Annotated in this window: 15 protein-coding genes; 6 read left to right on the plus strand and 9 right to left on the minus strand. The window is 64.2% G+C overall.

What is annotated here, in order from left to right:
* The first annotated feature begins 167 nt into the window (after positions 1-167).
* Together QSV36_RS12510 and QSV36_RS12515 are read left to right on the plus strand one after the other, a co-directional pair.
* Entirely contained in the window at positions 168-776 is a 609-nt protein-coding gene (locus tag QSV36_RS12510; protein ID WP_225777214.1) for an SCO family protein, read from the plus strand.
* Complete coding sequence (locus QSV36_RS12515; RefSeq protein WP_289131942.1) at positions 777-1,259, plus strand: copper chaperone PCu(A)C; 483 nt, start codon at positions 777-779, stop codon at positions 1,257-1,259.
* 39 nt (positions 1,260-1,298) lie between these two features.
* Here QSV36_RS12515 and QSV36_RS12520 read toward each other — a convergent pair whose 3' ends face one another.
* The 8 genes from QSV36_RS12520 to QSV36_RS12555 all read right to left on the minus strand — a co-directional run bounded on the left by QSV36_RS12520 (position 1,299) and on the right by QSV36_RS12555 (position 6,906).
* Positions 1,299-1,526 carry a hypothetical protein gene (locus tag QSV36_RS12520; protein ID WP_225777216.1) on the minus strand — a complete coding sequence of 76 codons (228 nt, stop codon included), beginning with the start codon at positions 1,524-1,526 and terminating at the stop codon, positions 1,299-1,301.
* A gap of 72 nt (positions 1,527-1,598) precedes the next feature.
* On the minus strand, positions 1,599-2,432 hold the full coding sequence (locus tag QSV36_RS12525; protein ID WP_289131944.1) for an AraC family transcriptional regulator: 834 nt from the start codon (positions 2,430-2,432) through the stop codon (positions 1,599-1,601).
* The gene (locus tag QSV36_RS12530) at positions 2,429-2,743 is read right to left on the minus strand and encodes an AzlD domain-containing protein (RefSeq protein ID WP_289131945.1); all 315 of its coding nucleotides are present in this window, start codon (positions 2,741-2,743) and stop codon (positions 2,429-2,431) included. The genes QSV36_RS12525 and QSV36_RS12530 overlap by 4 nt, the downstream gene beginning before the upstream one ends.
* Positions 2,740-3,432: an AzlC family ABC transporter permease gene (locus tag QSV36_RS12535; RefSeq protein ID WP_289131947.1), complete on the minus strand. Its 693-nt coding sequence runs from the start codon at positions 3,430-3,432 to the stop codon at positions 2,740-2,742. The genes QSV36_RS12530 and QSV36_RS12535 overlap by 4 nt, the downstream gene beginning before the upstream one ends.
* Before the next feature lie 100 nt (positions 3,433-3,532).
* Positions 3,533-4,228 carry an SEL1-like repeat protein gene (locus QSV36_RS12540; RefSeq protein WP_289131949.1) on the minus strand — a complete coding sequence of 232 codons (696 nt, stop codon included), beginning with the start codon at positions 4,226-4,228 and terminating at the stop codon, positions 3,533-3,535.
* Between the two features lie 137 nt (positions 4,229-4,365).
* Positions 4,366-5,451, minus strand: coding sequence for a hypothetical protein (locus QSV36_RS12545; protein ID WP_289131951.1), 1,086 nt, complete (start codon positions 5,449-5,451; stop codon positions 4,366-4,368).
* 37 nt (positions 5,452-5,488) lie between these two features.
* Positions 5,489-6,115, minus strand: coding sequence for a LysE family translocator (locus tag QSV36_RS12550; RefSeq protein ID WP_289131954.1), 627 nt, complete (start codon positions 6,113-6,115; stop codon positions 5,489-5,491).
* Positions 6,116-6,117: 2 nt separating this feature from the next.
* Positions 6,118-6,906, minus strand: a complete 789-nt coding sequence (locus QSV36_RS12555) for a YqcI/YcgG family protein (RefSeq protein WP_289131956.1) — start codon at positions 6,904-6,906, stop codon at positions 6,118-6,120.
* A gap of 159 nt (positions 6,907-7,065) precedes the next feature.
* Here QSV36_RS12555 and QSV36_RS12560 point away from each other — a divergent pair, with 159 nt between their 5' ends.
* Positions 7,066-7,986 (plus strand): LysR substrate-binding domain-containing protein, encoded by a 921-nt coding sequence (locus tag QSV36_RS12560; RefSeq protein WP_289131958.1) that lies wholly within the window; start codon positions 7,066-7,068, stop codon positions 7,984-7,986.
* Here the strand turns inward: QSV36_RS12560 and QSV36_RS12565 are convergent.
* Positions 7,967-8,863, minus strand: coding sequence for a LysR family transcriptional regulator (locus tag QSV36_RS12565; protein WP_289131960.1), 897 nt, complete (start codon positions 8,861-8,863; stop codon positions 7,967-7,969). The two genes, QSV36_RS12560 and QSV36_RS12565, sit on opposite strands and share 20 nt — an antisense overlap.
* Positions 8,864-8,981: 118 nt before the next feature.
* Here QSV36_RS12565 and QSV36_RS12570 point away from each other — a divergent pair, with 118 nt between their 5' ends.
* From QSV36_RS12570 to QSV36_RS12580, 3 genes are all read left to right on the plus strand, one after another.
* Positions 8,982-10,172, plus strand: a complete 1,191-nt coding sequence (locus tag QSV36_RS12570) for an MFS transporter (RefSeq protein ID WP_289131961.1) — start codon at positions 8,982-8,984, stop codon at positions 10,170-10,172.
* A 127-nt stretch (positions 10,173-10,299) separates the two neighbouring features.
* Complete coding sequence (locus QSV36_RS12575; RefSeq protein ID WP_289131963.1) at positions 10,300-12,660, plus strand: DNA polymerase II; 2,361 nt, start codon at positions 10,300-10,302, stop codon at positions 12,658-12,660.
* 75 nt (positions 12,661-12,735) lie between these two features.
* Positions 12,736-17,280 (plus strand): NEL-type E3 ubiquitin ligase domain-containing protein, encoded by a 4,545-nt coding sequence (locus QSV36_RS12580; protein ID WP_289131965.1) that lies wholly within the window; start codon positions 12,736-12,738, stop codon positions 17,278-17,280.
* Positions 17,281-17,339: the final 59 nt, after the last annotated feature.

Here is a 17,339-nt window from a genome sequence, read left to right on the forward strand (position 1 = left end):
GTTACGGTTTCAAGCCCTGCGACAACAGGCCGCAGCCCGTATTCAAAGGGCTGCAGCCGTCCTTCGTCTTGCTCGGGTAGAACCCCTCGGGGTGTCATGCCAGAATGCCCCGGCTTTTCGTCCGGCCCGTCCCGAGGGCCGGCACCTTCCCTGTAAAGGACGGTTTCATGAATGATCTATATACCCGGCGCGCAGTTGTCGCCGGGATGGGCGTTCTCGGGCTTGGCCTGCTGGCAGGCTGCAGCCCGGCCCGGGGGCTCGAGTTCAAGTACGGCAAGAACATGAGCAACGAGATCCTTGGGCGCAAGTTCAGCCTCAAGGACACCCAGGGCAACGTGCGCACCCTGTCGAGTTTCTACGGCAGCATGCCGATGATCTTCTTCGGCTTTACCCAGTGCCCGGCGGTCTGCCCGACCACGCTGGCGCGGGCCGCACAGATTCGCAAGCTGCTCAAAGGCCGCGACCGCGACCTGTTCCAGGTGGTGCTGATCACCCTGGACCCGGAGCGCGACACCCCGGAAGTGCTGGATGCCTACGTCAAGGCGTTCGACCCGTCGTTCACCGCGCTCACCGGCACCCCCGAAGAGATCGCCGCAGTAGCCAAGGAATTCAAGGTGTTCTACGAGAAGGTCCCGGCCGGGGATACCTATACCGTCTCGCACTCGTCCACCAGCTATGTCTACGATACGCGCGGCACGTTACGCCTGAGCCTGGGCCATGCCCTGACCGCCCAGGAATGCGCCGAAGACCTGGTTACCCTGATGGAGATCTGCTGAATGTCGATGCAACCGTTCAAGCGCGGCCTGGCCGCCCTGGCCCTGATGGGCCTGGCCTTGCCAGCCCTGGCCGAGACCACCGTGAGCGATGCCTGGGTGCGTGCCAGTGTGCCGCACCAGCAGTCCACCGGGGCCTTCATGACCCTGACCGCCAGCAGCGACAGCAAGTTGGTGGGCGTGGCGTCCCAGGTGGCCAAGACCGTCCAGGTGCACGAGATGACCATGAACGGCGACGTGATGGGCATGCGTGAGGTGAAAACCGTCGAGTTGCCAGCCGGCAAGGCCGTTACGCTGGATCCGAATGGCCTGCACGTGATGCTGATGGGGCTGAGCAGTCAGGTAAAGGAGGGTGACAAAGTGCCGCTGACCCTGACTATCGAAGATGCCAAGGGTGCCAGGGAAACCGTCGACGTGCAGGCTGAAGTGCGAGCGCTCACCGCCGAGGCGGGCAGCGGGCATGAGCACATGCACATGAACCACTGACAGATGTGCAACCGGGCCGCTTTGCGGCCCTGTTCATTTTCAGCTGCGAAACTTCGGCAGTGGCCGGTCGAGCGTCAGTGAGGTCAGGGTCTTGCGCACCTTGGCCTCGTCAGCCTCCAAGGCCTTCAGGCTCGCGCGGATCTTGCCGGCGGCGGGCACATCGCCCTGCCGGTCGATCCAGTCGGCAATTTCCTTGCAGGCGCTGCTCAGGCAGGCTTGGCGCTGGTTCATCAGCGACAGCAGGGTGGTGAGCTCTCTTTCGGACATGGCAGGATCCTCCGTTCAGCTCTGTCAGTGTAGCAGCGGCTGGCGGAAATACCTGTGGCCGGCTGTCGCAGCTCAGGCCGGCAGGCAGGCGCTGCGGTAGGCCCCGGGAGTCACCCCATAAGCCTGCTTGAACTGCCGGCTCAGATGGCTCTGGTCGGCATAGCCCAGGTCGAACGCCACCTCCGAGGCTGCCCAGCCCCGCTTGAGCATTTCCCGTGCCCGGGCCAGGCGGCGCTGCTTCAGCCAGGCATGGGGCGGCAGGCCGGTGGCCTGGCGGAACACCCGGGCGAAATGGAACGGTGACAGGTTGACCGCCGCCGCCAGCGCTTCCAGCGAGGGCGGGTCGGCCAGCTGGCTTTCCAGTAGTTCGCGCGCGCGGGCCACCGCCAGCGGTTCCTGGCCGGGGGCCGCAGGTTCGGCGCGTTGCCCGTGGCGCTGCACCAGGGCCAGCACCGCCTGGCGCCAGGCGGTCTGTTGCTGCAGGGCACTGGCGCCGGCTTCGGACAGCTGGTGCAACTGGCTGAAGGCGCTGGCCAGGGCCGGGTCATGGATCACGCTGTCCTTGAAACGGGGCATGCCTTGGCGGCCCAGTTCCAACTCCTCGAGCACCCCGGTTACCCGCTCATGCTCCGGGTAGAAGCCACGGTAGCGCCAGCCCGCTTCGTGGGCGGTGGCCCCGGTGTGCAACTCGTCAGGGTTGATCAGCACCATGCTGCCGACCGGCGCCAGGTGCTCGCTACCGCGGTGCCAGAAGCGCTGGGCACCCGACTCGATCACAGTGAACACGTAACCTTCATGCACATGCGGGGCGAAGCGCTGCTGGAAATAGCGTGCATGCAGCATCTCGACGTCGCCCAGTGCCGGCGCCTGCCAGAGGTGTGTCTGCTCGCGCAGGGGCGTGCTCATGGCAGCCAGCTGCGCAGGGCGTAGAAGATCAACATGCTCACCAGCATGCTCAGCAGCACGCTGCGGGTCAACAGCACCAGGGCAATGGCCACCAGCGAACCCAGCAGGTAGGGGTTGAGCAGGCTCAGGTCGAGCTGGTGCCCGTGCATGAAGATGATCGGGGCGCAGATCGCGGTGAGCATGCCCGGAACGGCAAAGCCGAGGAATTGCCGGGCATTTGAGCTCAGGCGCAACGGCAGGCGTGGCTCCAGGAATGCATAGCGGTTGAGGAACACAATGGCGCCCATGGCGAAAATCAGGAGCCAGGTCATGAGCGGGCTCCGCTGAATTTCTGGCAGATGAAACCGGCACTCATGCCCAGCAGGCCTGCCGCCACCAGGGCGGTTTCCCATTGCCAGTGGCTGAACAGTACCGAGCAGAACAGCGACACTGCCACGCATACCACCGTGGCCAGGTTGCGCACCAGCGGTGCGATCAGCGCGACGAAAGTGGCGACGATGGAGAAGTCCAGGCCGAGCTGGTCCAGATGGGGAATGTTCTGCCCCAACAGGATGCCGGCCAAGGTAAACAGGTTCCAGGCGATGTAGAACGTCAGCCCAACGCCAAGGGCATACCAGCGGTTGAACTGTTGCTGGTCGTACTGGCTGGTGAGGGCAAAGAACTCGTCGGTCAAAAGGAAGCCAAGGCCCAGCCGCCAGCGCAATGGCTGGCTGGACAGCAGCGGGCGCATCGACAGGCCATACAGCAGGTGCTGTGAGGTCAGCAGCAGGGTGGTCAGCAGGATCGACGCCAGGTTGGCGCCGCCCTTGAGCATGCCGATGGCGACCAGTTGCGCGGCCCCGGCGAAGACAATGGCTGATAGCCCTTGCCCTTCCCAGGCGCTGAGGTTGGCTTCGATGGCCATGGAACCGGCCAGCAGGCCCCAGGGGGCGACAGCCAGCGACAGCGGCAAGCTGGCGATGGCACCGTGGAGGTAAGCTTGGCGTGCAATGTGGGGCATGATGGCTGCAGTACATGTACTAGGTAGGCCAGCATGCCAGAAGGCGCGCGGGAATGGCTTGAACGATCTTGCTGGTCGACGCAGTTCCTGCAGAGGGCGCTCAGGGATGGCTGGTCAGGTGCTGTTGCGCCGTTACGCAGCCATTTATCTCGACGGCCTTTTGCAGCAGGCTCTGGCGGTGTTGCGGGTCGAGGTCGCCGAGCAGGCGGTACACCTCGGCCTGGTAGTCGCGCTGACGCCCCCACTGCATTTCCAGCCCCTGCGGCCTGTTGCGGTTGCAGGCCAGGCGCGTGGCCGGCTGCGGGTAGTAGGATGCATAAACCGTGGCCATGTTGGGGATGGCTTCCAGCGCAGCCCGGTATTCGTCGCTGACGCTGTAGGGGGGGCACCAGGTGGCAATGGCCGGCGCCGGTGCGGCAAAGCCCTGCTTGAGGCTGGCTTCGAGCAATGGGCAGGCGGCATCCGGAATCTGTGCCGCAGGCAGGTAGGTCATGTAATACAGCGCCAGGCGGTACTGTGCGACCGGGTGGCCTAGCTCCACGGATTTCTTCAGCAAGGCAACCGCCGTGGGCAGGGTATGGGCCATGGCCTGGCCCTGGCGGCTGAGTTCCGGGTCGCCGGTCACCGCCGTACGCAGCGTACTGGCGCTGTCATCCTGGCTGTCGGCCTGCTCCAGCAATGGCAAGGCCTGGCGGTAGAGCAGGTCGGCATGCGGGTCGATACGCACCTCGTGGGCATGCGCGGCCAGAGGCATCAGGGCGATCAGCAGTGAGGGCAAGCGAAGCATGCGGCTCACAGGCAGACCCCGAGCGTTGCCAGGTACTGATGGACGGCTTCGATGTTCATGGCGGTCAAGCGGGCGCCTCGGGCAGGTCGGAACGACGGCCTATTCTAGCCACCCGAGGGCCTCGCCGGAAGACCACCTGCCGACTCTCAGACGAGCTTGACTGGCGAGGCCTTGCGTTGGGCGTGTTTTTCCTGGGCCAGGCCAAGCTTGGCGGTAATCACCTTGGCCAGCGCATTGTTGCCCAGGTCGTTCAGGTGCAGGCGGTCGATGAACAGGTCAGCGCCGAACACCGGCGAGCTGCTGAGCATGCTGTTCATGTCGTAGCAGGGGACCGGGTCGGCCTGGCGCTTGATGCGGCGGAAGAAGGCCGAATGCAACTGGCTGTCGAAGGCGCCGTCCAGCAGCCGGTCGAAATTTGCCGGTCGCCGCTCCAGCGCGTCCAGCATGGCTTGCTCGCCAGCCGGCAGGCTGTCCCGGCACCAGGGCAGCAGCGGCTGCAGGATGAAGGTGAGGGTGGCGTGGCTGTCAGCCAGCAGGCGGTCCCACTGGCGCAAGGTTCGGCCGATATGGTCGGCGGCACGCGCCATGCGTTTTTCCGGGGACGACAATGGCCAGGTGACTGGCGTTTCGACCGGAGTGGGCGCGCCCAATGCCTGGCTGATGCGCCGCCACAGTGATGGCCGGCGGGGCGGCGCGGCAGGCTGCAGGCCTTCGCTGAAACTGTTGAGAAAACTCTGGTAGGCCTTGGCGTGCTGCGGGTCGTGCTGGTTGCCAAGGACTTCGCTGAGGGCTTCGTGGGCCAGGCTGTTGATGCCACTCAGCACCACCACATGCCCGATCTGACCAAGGCGGTGCTGGTGGGTGAGGAACATCAGCAGTTCCTGGCTGGCGTTGAGCCCGCAACCGGCCAGGCTCAGCCAGACTTCGCCGGTGAGCATCGACAGGTGCGAAGCCACGGTATGTTCATCGGAGCTGGCGCCGATGCCCAGGGCGGTGGAACCACCCACCAGCAGGTTGATGCGGGCCGCACTGCCGCGCTCGGAAGGCGAAAAGCGTTTGCCGGCGCAATGGCTATAACGCAGGCCCAGGGCATCGGTGTTGATGGTACCGGAGCGGTAGCCGGTTTCATGGACATGCACGGTGTGCGGGGCACGCCGGCTGCCCAGCAGGAGAAAGCGCTGGTAGTCCTGTTGCAACGGTGAAGGCGCCCGGTTCGGGTCTGTCGCGGTCATGGGTTCTCCTTCTGCTGCAACGGGCGCCTGCACACTTTCAGGCTGCCAGTTCGCTGAGGTTGTACAGCAGGCCGCCAGCCGCGATCAGCAGCAGGGCGACGCCCGAGGCCAGGCTGATCATGCGGTTGCTGCGCTGCGAGGCGATCTTGCCGATGGCGAAGATGTACAGGCTGAGCACGGCGAAGTCGATAGCTACCCACAGCAGCGACAGTACCACCATGCTCTTGCCGAACGACTCGGTGATCTGGATGAACTGCGGGAAGAAGGCGATGAAGAAGATGATGTCCTTCGGGTTGGAAATGCCCACCATGAAGCCCTGCAGCAGCCCGCCGCGGCCGGGCTTGGCGGTTTCAGCCGGTGCCTCGGATGCAGGCGCCGCCAGCGCTTCCCTGAGCGTGCCCACGGCGATGTAGCCAATGAACAGGCAGCCCAGCAGGCTCATGGCGCTCAGCCAGGTCTTGTCGATGGCCGCGCTGGTGAGGATGATCCAGGCGGCCGCGCCGATCAGCACCAGTGACGCCCAGTTGGTGCCCACGGCAGTGAAAATGGCTTTGCGCGAGCCGGAGGCGGCTGCGGTGTTGACGATCAAGGCCACCACCGGGCCAGGGGTGGCGATCAGCAGCAGTACGGTGAGGGCGTAGGTAGCGGTGAGTGCGGTATTCACGGTCAGGTCTCGATCAGTAGGTCGGGTGTGGCCGGTTGTGCGGCATGGGCGTGGAATGGGCAGCGCGAAGGGTTGAGCGACCCTGCCTCCTGCAGTTGGTACTGCTTCCACTCGTAATTGTCGGCATCGCCGAAGAAGCCAAGGGTGTCGGGCATGACCCCGTCGTTGTAGTGGCGCACGCGTTCGCGAATGCGTTCGCGGATTCGCTGGCCACTTTCGGTATTGGCGTTGGCCACTTCGTCGAAATTGGCCCGGGGGTTGATGACGAAGGTGATGTGCGGCCCCAGGTTGCGGCTTTTCATCTGCTGGTGGCCGGGAAAGTTCATGTTGATGAACAGCGGCATGCCGGCATAGCAGAATGACCAGCCATTGTCTTCGGGGTCGGTCGGGATGCCTTGCGGCCAAGGGTGTGGATCGCGCGCATGCACGCCACGCAACACCTTCCAGGCCAGCGCCTGCTGTTCGGCCAGGGTATGGTCGGCAGCGGTTTCGAGGAATACCACCAGCGGGCTGCCGATACGTTGCTTGGGTGGGATCGGGGCGATCGTACGCACGTAGTCGGCCAGGCCCTGGGCGATGTCGTCGGCCAGTTGCTCGGCGCGGGCGAAGAGTATGTGGCAGGTAGCGCCGTTCACCGCCTTGCGGCCAAACAGGCATGGGAATTCGGGGTTGGCTAGGACAGTGCGAAAATGTTCTATGGTTTTGTAGGTCCAGTGTTGCGTGTACCGGACATGTTCAGCGGCCAGCTCCAGCGCGTCCAGGCGATAGCAAGTTCCATAACCCGTAAACATGATTTCCCCAGGCGATAATTAGATGAACTTTCCAGTCATATGCAGGCAGGATCTTGGTTATCTTTATTATTTACCTGCATTTTCCGAGACGATCCGGGCGTTGTAAAACGCGTGGAACTATGACCTACTATTAGTCTCATTCATGCTCGGGGCGTCGCCATGTCGGAACGGATTCAGGCCTTGCACGCGCTGCGTGCCTTCGAGGTGGCCTCTCGCTATGGCTCATTTACCCGTGCCGCGGAAGAACTGGCCCTGACACAAGGGGCCGTCAGCCATCACATCAAGACGCTCGAAGCCATGTTCGGTTGTGACCTGTTCGAGCGGCGCGGGCCGAAACTGGCCCTGACCGAGCACGGCCGCCTGCTGGCGCAAGAGCTCAAGGTGGGTTTCAAGATCATCGAAAATGCCTGCGCGCTGCTGCGCCAGGACCGCTACGGCCTGCGCCTGAAAGCCCCGTCCACGCTCACCGTGCGCTGGCTGCTACGGGCGCTGGATGCCTTCAAGAAGGTCGAGGATAACTGCAGCGTGCAATTGTCCAGCGTGTGGATGGATATCGACAGCGTGGACTTCTATTCCGAGCCCTACGACTGTGCGATCCTGCTGGCCAACGGGCGTTTTCCTGCCGATATCGAGAGCTTCAAGCTGTTCGACGAATGGCTGATTCCGGTGTGCCACCCCGACTACATGGCCCAGGCGCAACCGGACCTGGCCGACCTGGCCCAGTGCGAATTCCTGCACCCGTCGCCCGACCGGCGTGACTGGCGGCGCTGGCTGGCACGCATGGACGCGCTGCATATCAGCATCGACCACGGGCAAGTGTTCGATACCCTTGACCAGGGCATCTCTGCCGCCCAGCAAGGCCTGGGTATTTCGGTGGTAGACCTGGTGCTGGCCAGCGCCGACCTGGGGGCGGGGCGCCTGGTCACGCCGTTCAAGCACGCGGTGGCCACTGGCGACGGCTATTACATGACCTGGCTCAAGGCCAGCCCCAAGGCGCGGCAGATGCACAAATTGCGCGAGTTCCTGCTTGGCCAGGTGCCGGCATTGGCCTGCAAGGACATCAATTACCTGTACGGTTGAATACACGTTCGAGCATGAAGTCGATGAATACCCGCAGTTTCGCTGGCATCTGTCGCCCGGACGGCCAGAGCAGGTAGAAACTGCCGCGCCGCTCCATGAAATTGTCCAGTACGCTGACCAGCGCACCGCTGGCCAGTTCGCGGCGGACGGTAAAGTCCGGCAGGCAGGTGATGCCGCGGTGGTTCACGGCAAAGCAGACGCGCGTCTCGACATGGTTGCAGACCATCGAGATGGGGATGTCATAGCCCTGCTCGGGATGCTCCTGGCGCAGCGGCCAGGTTTCCAGCTTGCCATTGCTGGGGAAGCGGTAGTGCAGGCAGGTGTGCGCCGCCAGGTCGCGCGGGTGCAGGGGCGTGCCGCGTTCGCGCAGGTATTCCGGCGAAGCCACCAGGCAGTGCTGGAAGTACCCCAGGAACTTGGCAGTGAGCCGTGAATCCCCCGGCTGCCCGCCACGCATCACCACATCGAAGCCTTCGCCGACGATGTCCACCATGCGGTCGGAAAAGTCCAGGTCCAGCTCCACCTGTGGGTAACGTGCCATGAACTCGGCCAGCGCCGGCATCACCAGCCCGGTGACCTGCGGCATGCTCACCCGCAGGCGACCGCGTGGGGTCTCGCTGGCCTGGGACAGTTCCTGCTCGGTGGCCTCGATTTCGGCCAGGATGCGCCGGCTGCGCTCGAGGAACAGCGCGCCTTCGGCGGTAAGGGTGATGCTGCGCGTACTGCGGTGGAACAGGCGCACACCCAGGCGGCTTTCCAGGCGCGCCACGCGTTTGCCCACGGCCGAGGCACTGATGCCCAGCGACTGGCCGGCAGCGACGAAGCTGCGGGTTTCGGCTACCCGGTTGAAGACCACGAAGCCGCTGAGGCTGTCCATGCTGTATCTCTGATTGCGGACACTGGTGTCCTGGGTGAACGGCATTGTAACCGTCTTTTTCCGCAATGACCTTGGCTTGCAGACTGTCCGCCTGGTTTTCCTACTCAAGGCATCTGCAATGTCCCAGACATCCTCCACACCGCTGCTGGCCGCCAGCAGTGAACGCTTACCGCTCAGCGGGCTGCTGGCGCTGGCCATGACCGGCTTCATCGCCATCCTCAGCGAAACCTTGCCGGCCGGCCTGCTCGGCCAGATCGCCGACGGCATGCACATCAGCCAGGCCATGGCCGGGCAATGGGTTACGGCGTATGCCCTGGGTTCGCTGCTCACGGCCATCCCGCTGGTGAGCCTGACCCAGGGCTGGTATCGCCGCCGCGCCCTGTTGCTGGCGATCGTCGGTTTCGTGCTGTTCAACGGCCTGACCGCCTTGTCGTCGTCCAACACCCTGACCCTGGTGTTACGCTTTTTCACCGGCGCTGCGGCCGGGCTGGCCTGGGGCCTGATTGCCGGCCATGCCCGGCGCATGGTGCCGGTGGCGCTGCAGGGCCGGGCCATGGCGGTGGCCATGCTCGGCCAGCCGATTGCCTTGTCGCTCGGGCTGCCGATCGCCACCTGGCTGGGCGCTGGGCTGGGATGGCGGGCCACCTTCGTGGTGGTCACCGTGGCAGCGCTACTGCTGCTGGCCTGGGTGCTGCGTTCGGTGCCGGATTACCCGGGGCATCCTGCCGGCAAGCGTCCGGCGGCCCTGCAGGTGCTGCGCACGCCGGGGGTATTGGTGGTGCTGCTGGTGATTCTCTGCTGGATCCTGGGCCACAACATTTTCTATACCTACATCGTGCCGTTGCTGGCGGCAGCCGGCATGACCGCCGACATCGGCCCGGCGCTGTTGGTGTTTGGCCTGTCGGCGCTGGCCGGGATCGGCCTGGTGGGGGGGCTGGTAGACCGGCATCTGCGCACGCTGGTGTTGCTGAGCCTGGCCGGCTTTGCCCTGGCCACGCTGGTGTTGGGGCAGGCGTCGTCGTGGCTGATGTACCTGGGCATCGCCTTGTGGGGCGTGACCTACGGCGGCGCGCCGACCCTGCTGCAGACCGCCTGTGCGGATGCGGCAGGCGAGGGCGGGGATGTGGCGCAGTCGATGCTGGTGACGGTGTGGAACAGCGCCATTGCCCTGGGCGGAATCATTGGCGGGTTGTTGTTGAGCGGGGCAGGGGTGGAGTGGTTTGGCGGAGTGGTGCTGGGGCTGGTCGGGGTTGCCTGGCTGTTGGCCTGGGCCGGGCGGCGTCATGGGTTCGTGACTGGCGCTCGCTAGACGCAGTTCGCCGGTCCGCCTGTTAGCCGTGGGGCGGCGCCCCTGATCCTATAAAAATGCGCGGCGCCGCTGCGCCGGAGGTAGAATCGCCACGATCAGCACAACAAACGATTCAGAGGTCGACGCGGTGGAGTTGCAGCAGGGCTTTGTCCTGACCCGGCATTGGCATGACACGCCCGAAGGCACCTGTGTGGAGTTCTGGCTGGCCACCGACCAGGGGCCGCGGCTGTTGCGCCTGGCGCCGCAGGTGTCGGTGGCGTTCATTCCCCAGGCGCAGGAAGCGCATGCCCGGGTACTGCTGGGCAACGAACCCGGCGTGGAACTGCGGGCGTTGCAACTGAAGGACTTCGACCAACGCCCGGTGCTGGGCCTGTACTGCCGCCAGCACCGGCAGTTGATGCAACTGGAGCAACGCCTGCGCACGGCCGGTATCGAGGTGTTCGAAGCCGATATCCGCCCGCCCGAGCGCTACCTGATGGAGCGCTTCATCACCGCCCCGGTGCAGTTCACCGGCCGACCTGATGCGCACGGCGTGCTCTGCGATGCCCAGATCAAACCCTTGCCGGGTTATCGCCCGCCACTGCGCCTGGTGTCGCTGGACATAGAAACCAGCGAGCGGGGCGAGCTGTACAGCATTGCTCTGGAAGGCTGCGGCCAGCGCCAGGTGTACATGCTTGGCCCGGCCAACGGTACCGCCGCCGGCCTCGACTTCGACTTGCACTATTGCGCCGACCGCGCTGCGTTGCTCACTTGCCTCAACCAGTGGTTCGCCGAGCATGACCCCGACGCAATCATCGGCTGGAACCTGGTCCAGTTCGACCTGCGCCTGTTGCATGAGCACGCCAAGCTGTTGCAGGTGCCGCTGGCATTGGGGCGCAAGGGGGCACCGATGACCCTGCGCAGCCATGCCAGTGGCGGCCGCGTGTTCGCCGATGCCCCGGGGCGGTTGTTGATTGACGGTATCGAGGCACTGCGCTCGGCCACCTGGAGCTTTCCGTCGTTCAGCCTTGAAAGTGTCGCCCAGACCTTGCTCGGCGAAGGCAAGGCCATCGACACCCCGTATCAGCGCATGGATGAAATCAACCGCCGCTTCGCCGAGGACAAACCGGCCCTGGCGCGCTACAACCTCAAAGATTGCGAGCTGGTCACGCGTATTTTCGCCCACACCCGCCTGCTCGAATTTCTCCTGGAACGTTCGTCGGTTACCGGCCTTGCCGTGGACCGCAGTGGGGGGTCGGTGGCGGCGTTCTGTCACCTGTACATCCCGCAGATGCACCGCCTGGGCTTCGTCGCGCCTAACCTGGGCAGCCGCCCCGATGAAGCCAGCCCCGGTGGTTTCGTCATGGATTCGCGCCCGGGCCTGTACGACTCGGTGCTGGTGCTGGACTACAAGAGCCTGTATCCGTCGATCATTCGTACCTTCCTGATCGACCCGGTCGGGCTGGTTGAAGGCTTGCGCCTGCCCGACGAGGCACACTCGGTGGAAGGCTTCCGCGGCGGGCGTTTTTCGCGCAGCCAGCACTGCCTGCCGGCCATCGTCGAGCGGGTGTGGCAGGGCCGCGAAGCCGCCAAGCGGGAAGGCAACGCGCCGTTGTCGCAGGCATTGAAAATCATCATGAATGCCTTCTACGGCGTGTTGGGCTCCAGCGGTTGCCGGTTTTTCGACCCGCGCCTGGCGTCGTCGATCACCATGCGTGGCCATCAGATCATGCGTCAGACCCGGGCGTTGGTGGAAGCCGAAGGCTATGAGGTCATTTATGGCGACACGGACTCTACCTTCGTCTGGCTCAAAGGCCCTCATGGCGAGAAGGCGGCAGCGCGTATCGGGCTTGCGCTGGCGGCGAAGGTCAACCAATGGTGGCGTGAACAATTGCGCGCCTCGATGAACCTGGAAAGCGCGCTGGAGTTGCAGTTCGAGGTGCATTACCGGCGGTTTCTGATGCCCACCATCCGTGGTACCGACGAGGGTAGCAAAAAGCGTTATGCGGGACTGGTGCAGCGGGCTGACGGCCGCGAAGAAATGGTCTACAAGGGCCTGGAATCAGTGCGTACCGACTGGTCACCACTGGCCAGGCAATTTCAGCAGGAACTCTATGGCCGGGTGTTTCGCGGCCAGCCTTACCGCGAGTACGTACGCGCCTATGTCAACCGCACGCTGGCGGGGCAGCAGGACGACCTGCTGGTTTACCGCAAGCGCCTGCGCCGACCATTGGCCGACTACCAGCGCAACGTACCACCGCACGTTCGCGCCGCGCGGCTGGCCGATGACTACAACCGCCACTTGGGCCGTCCTACGCAGTACCAGCGTGGTGGCTGGATCAGCTACGTCATCACCACGTCTGGCCCCGAGCCGCTGGAAAACCTGCAATCTCCGATCGACTACGAGCACTATCTGTCGCGCCAGTTGCAGCCCGTGGCCGATGCCATCCTGCCAATGGTCGGCGATGATTTCGTGACGCTCATCGATCACCAGCTTCCGTTGTTTTGATCAGGTGTTAGCCAGGCACCCCATTGCCGCCCTCGAGGCCCGCTAGCTTGCCGGTTTCTCTGGAGGAAACTGGCAATGACTACCACAACGAATGATCTTCCGGTGGCTGCAACGCAGGCGTCCCATGCCTATCAGGACTGGTTGGTTGCCCAGCGGCTCCCCGATTGGCTGCGCAGCGCCAGTGTCGAGCAGTTACGTGAGCTTGGCGAAGCCTGGACCCTGAGCCTGCATTTCAGCCAGTTGGCCCATGGCCTGATGGCGGGTTGCCAAGGCATCGAGGCGTTCGCCTTGCCGCGCCTTCAGTGGGCGATGGACGAAGCCTGGGGCAAGGGCTACGACGCCAGGCGCCTGGAACTGCGCTGGGGCGAGCGCGAGCCGGTCATTACTGCGCAGCCCATCGGCTACCCCGTGACGCGACCGGTTTACCGACGGATGCCCGTGCTTGCGGCAGCGCTCAAGAACTTCACCGAAGAGCAGGCTGGTGATGACGGGCAGTTGGCCGGCAATGCGCTGGTGGACCCGGATGATGACGCGCGCGAGCTACCCAGCGCGGTAGCGTTTGCTGCCCTGTGTCGTACCCTTGACCTGGGCGGGCGCTACCAGCGCTACCTCGATTCACGCTTGCCCAACGCAGGGCAAACCGATCCGCAGCCCAGTGTCCAGTACCCGCAGATGGTTTCGCTGCTGGCGCGTGCCCACCGCTACAGCATGCTGGCCGATGCCCATGCCGCCTTGATCAAAGGGCATGTGAGCGAGGCAGAACACCAGCTGCTGGTACGCCTTTGCGGGCTGCACCAACCGTTGACCCTGGAGGGCCGCCCGGTAATGACCAAGCAGCTGATGCTGCTCGGTTGCGCCATGCAGCAAATTACCGTGCTAGATGTTCGCGACGAGACCTACAGCCCCTTCTACAGCTCGAGCAACCGTGTGCTGGTGCACATTCCTGGCGATCCTCATGCACCCTGGCAGGCGCATGTTGATCTGCGCCATTTCGCCAATGCCTTGGGCAAACACTTGCGCACCCCGGCTTACCAACGTTTTTTTGCCAGGTTCGTGCTTCGGCGTGACAGCCAGGCATTCTTCAGCGCGGTCATCGATTGCTATCGCGGGCTGTCGGACCTGGCCAACGCTGATCTGCAGGAGCGCATGTACAGCTATTCGGCGCCACTGTTCGACAAGCTGGCGCTGGCGAAGGTCAGGCAATTCAAGGATGACGCGGCAATGATTGCCGTGCCCACTGCAGCCGTCGATCTCGCCGTCCAGCAAGCCCATGATCAACGGCTGCAGGCCGAGGGCTGGGCATTGCTGACCCTGGCCGGGTTGTTCGTACCTGCGCTGGGCCTGGCAATGTTGACGATAAGCGCCTGGCAGATGCTGGGTGAGGTATTTTACGGCGTGGAAGCCTGGCACGAGGGCGACAGAGCCGAGGCGCTCGAGCACCTGAGTAATGTCGCGATTGACGTGGCGCTGCTGGCCGCTACGGCAGCGGGCGTCAGTGTCGCCCGTCGCGCCTGGGCCCGTTCGGCCTGGGTCGACGGGTTGCTGCCGACCCAGCTTGGCGATGGCAGCCAGCGGTTGTGGCAGGCAGACCTCGCGTCGTTCGAAAGCCCCAGGCCGCCGATGCAAGCGGTGCGCGACGAGCAGGGCGTACACCGTCTGGGCAATGAGCAGTGGGTGGAAATGGAGGGGCGCTACTACCCGGTGCAACAAAGCGCCGAGGACGGCAATTGGCGCCTGCGTGCTCGTACCGGTCATGCGCCGCTGTTATGCCACAATGGCGCAGGTGCCTGGCGCCTGTGGAGCGACCATCCCGCTGAGTGGACGGATACCCCCCGCATGTTCCGGCGTCTGGGCGGAGTGTTCGGCCAGCTTGATGATCGCCAGATCGACCTGGTCATGTTTGCCCACGAGATGGACGATGGCCAATTACGCGCCTTGCATGCGTATGGCCATGCACCCGACGCCGAACTGGTCGATAGCGTGACCCGTTTTGCCATCGATCGGCAGCTGAATGACCTGATTGCCACGCTTGACGATGGCCGGGTAACGCACGATGCCGAAGCCATGCGTCACTTGCTGGCACTGGCGGAGGGAACAATGCCGGATGATCAGGGCTTGGCCGAATTGGCTCAGTTGCGCCGACCTTCATTGTTCCGGGCGTTGTATGAAAGCGCGCAGCCGAGCGAAACGGCGGATATGGCGCAGCTGCGCCGGCAGTTTCCTGGGCTGCACAGGCTGGCGGCGCGTCAACTCCTGGCCAATGCCAGCAGCGCCGAACGGCAGGCCCTGCGCACGCAACGGCGTGTGCCGCTGCGCCTGGCCACGGCTGCGCGCTCGAGCATTCGGCGAATTCGGCTGGTCAGGGCGCTCGAGGGGCTGTACCTGGACACGCCGCAAACAGCCGACACCGCCCGGATCGCCCTGTGCTTGAGCGCCAGGCTGCCAGGTGCGCCGCTGGGCATCCGCTGGCGTCTGTTCGAAGGTTCGCTGGAAGGGCCGCTGCTGGTGGAGGAGGGCGCCGAGGGCAGCACGCGGTCGTTGAACCTGCTGCACCTTGACGGCCAGTTTCAACTTTTCGATGCCGGCAACCACTCGTTGGCCGGCCCAGGTGACTTGTTCGAAGTGATGGCCGTTGCTTATGACCAGCATCAGCGCCAGGTGATGGGCCTGGGCCATCCCTTCGCTGCCAATCTGCGGGCGTTACTCGGCGCGCTGGCGGGTCAGCAGCGACCGCAACTGGCCAGAATGCTCGGACAGGTCCCGGCGCCGGGCTGGTTCTTGCCGCCGCAGCGGCTGGCCTCCGGGCGGTTGGGTTACCCGCTCAGTGGGCGTGGCCGTGGCACGGCTCGGTCACTGAATGCCAGGGTCCGTGCGATTTACCCGACCCTCGATGATGCCCAGATCGATACCTGGCTGACGCAGGTGCGTGCTGCCGGGCTGGAGGTGGAGACCGAACTGGCCCGGCTGAACAGCGAATTGGCGACCTTGAATACCGCGCTGCAAGATTGGAGTGGGCGAGGTGCTGATCGTGCACAGCGAGCCGACCGGCGCAGCCTGGCTTCCGGCCTGCAGGCGTGCTGGCAGCGCCGCGCGGCCAGGGCTGGCGGTGCGTTGCCCGTTGCGTACCGATTGACCATCCGCAACCTCGAGCTGGATGACCTGCCGGTATTGCCGCAAACCATCAGTTTTTCCCACGTTCGGGAGCTTTCGTTGATGGCGATCGGCATCAGTAACGTACCTCAAGGATTCTTGCGGGCATTTCCCAACATCAACATCCTTGAGCTGGCCGGCAATCGACTGAGCCGGCTGCCTACGGACCTGGACAGCTTGAGCCAGTTGCGCGAACTGGACCTGTTCGATAACCAGATCGTGCTTGATGCCCAGCAATGCCGGTTGATCTCGCGCTGCACGCACTTGCAGTACATCAATCTTTCCTACAACCCGCTGGGCCGGGCCTTTACCGTTCATAGCATGCCGCAGTTGCGGCGCCTGCTTTTGCGCGCCACCGGGTTGGAGGTGATACCGAGGGGGCTGCTGGCGAGTTTCGAGCTGGAACTGGCAGACCTGCGCGACAACCGTATTCGCGTATTGCCCAGTGGCTTCTTCCGCGCCCCGTCATGGGTCAGCAGCCACATCCGGCTGGATGGCAACCCGCTGGTTGACAGTGATGCGCAGCGCCTGCGGGCCTTCCTGGCTGAGAATGGCTGGCCCATAGATGTGGAGCCGGTGCCAAGTAACGGCGCGGCCCGGCAGCGTTGGCTGGACGCCGCAGATAGCCGCAACCGCACCGAGCAGTCAGCGATGTGGGATGAACTGGAGGTCTACGATGGCTGTGTCGACTTCTTCGCTTTGCTCGCCAGACTGGTGCAAACGGCCGAATATCAACAGCACTCTCGGGCGTTGGCTATGCGGATGTTTACCATGCTCCGCGCCATGTGTGAACACGATACCCTGCGGGAGGAGTTGTTCGCCCAGGCAAGTTTGCCCGTCACCTGTCAGGACAGCGCTTCGCTGGCATTCAGCGGTCTGGAGCTACGCATGCTGGTCTGGCGCGCACGTAGCGACGCCGCAGTCGGGGCAGAGCAGCAAGCGCTGCTGCGTCTGGCCCGGCAACTGTGGCGGCTCGACGAAGTTGATCGCATTGCCCAGCAGGATTACCAGGCACGCCGCGACGAGGGCGCAGATCCGGACCAGATCGAGCTGGTGCTGGCTTACCGCGTGGGCTTGCGCACGCAGCTGCATCTGCCGGCGCAGCCCAGCGACATGCTCTTTGCCGAAGTTGCCGGGGTTGAGCAGACCCGTATCGACCAGGCACGTGATCGAGTGCTGGCGCTGGAAACCCCTGAACGCTTGAGCCAGGCCTTGGTTGATCGCGATTTCTGGCGCGAGCATTTGCTGCAGGCCAACGGCGATCGTTTCGAGGCGCTGGATGTAGCCTTCCATTCCCGGATTGACCAGTTGATGGAGGCTGCCGCAGGTATGCCCGAAGGGGACTACCTGGCCGAGATGAATCGCGTGCAGCGTGAGCGCGAGGTGGCGCGAAGATCGCTGATGCTGAGGCTTACCCGTCAGGCCATCGGCGACCAACTGGCGCCATTGGAGGCAGGCCAAGGCCAATAGGCCAGTCCCGTCGTTGAGCGCTTGGGCTATGCTCATTGCTTGAAAGTAGCGCTTGGGAC

This window comes from Pseudomonas sp. BCRC 81390 (assembly GCF_030341915.1).
In the GTDB taxonomy this organism is placed as follows: Bacteria; Pseudomonadota; Gammaproteobacteria; order Pseudomonadales; family Pseudomonadaceae; genus Aquipseudomonas.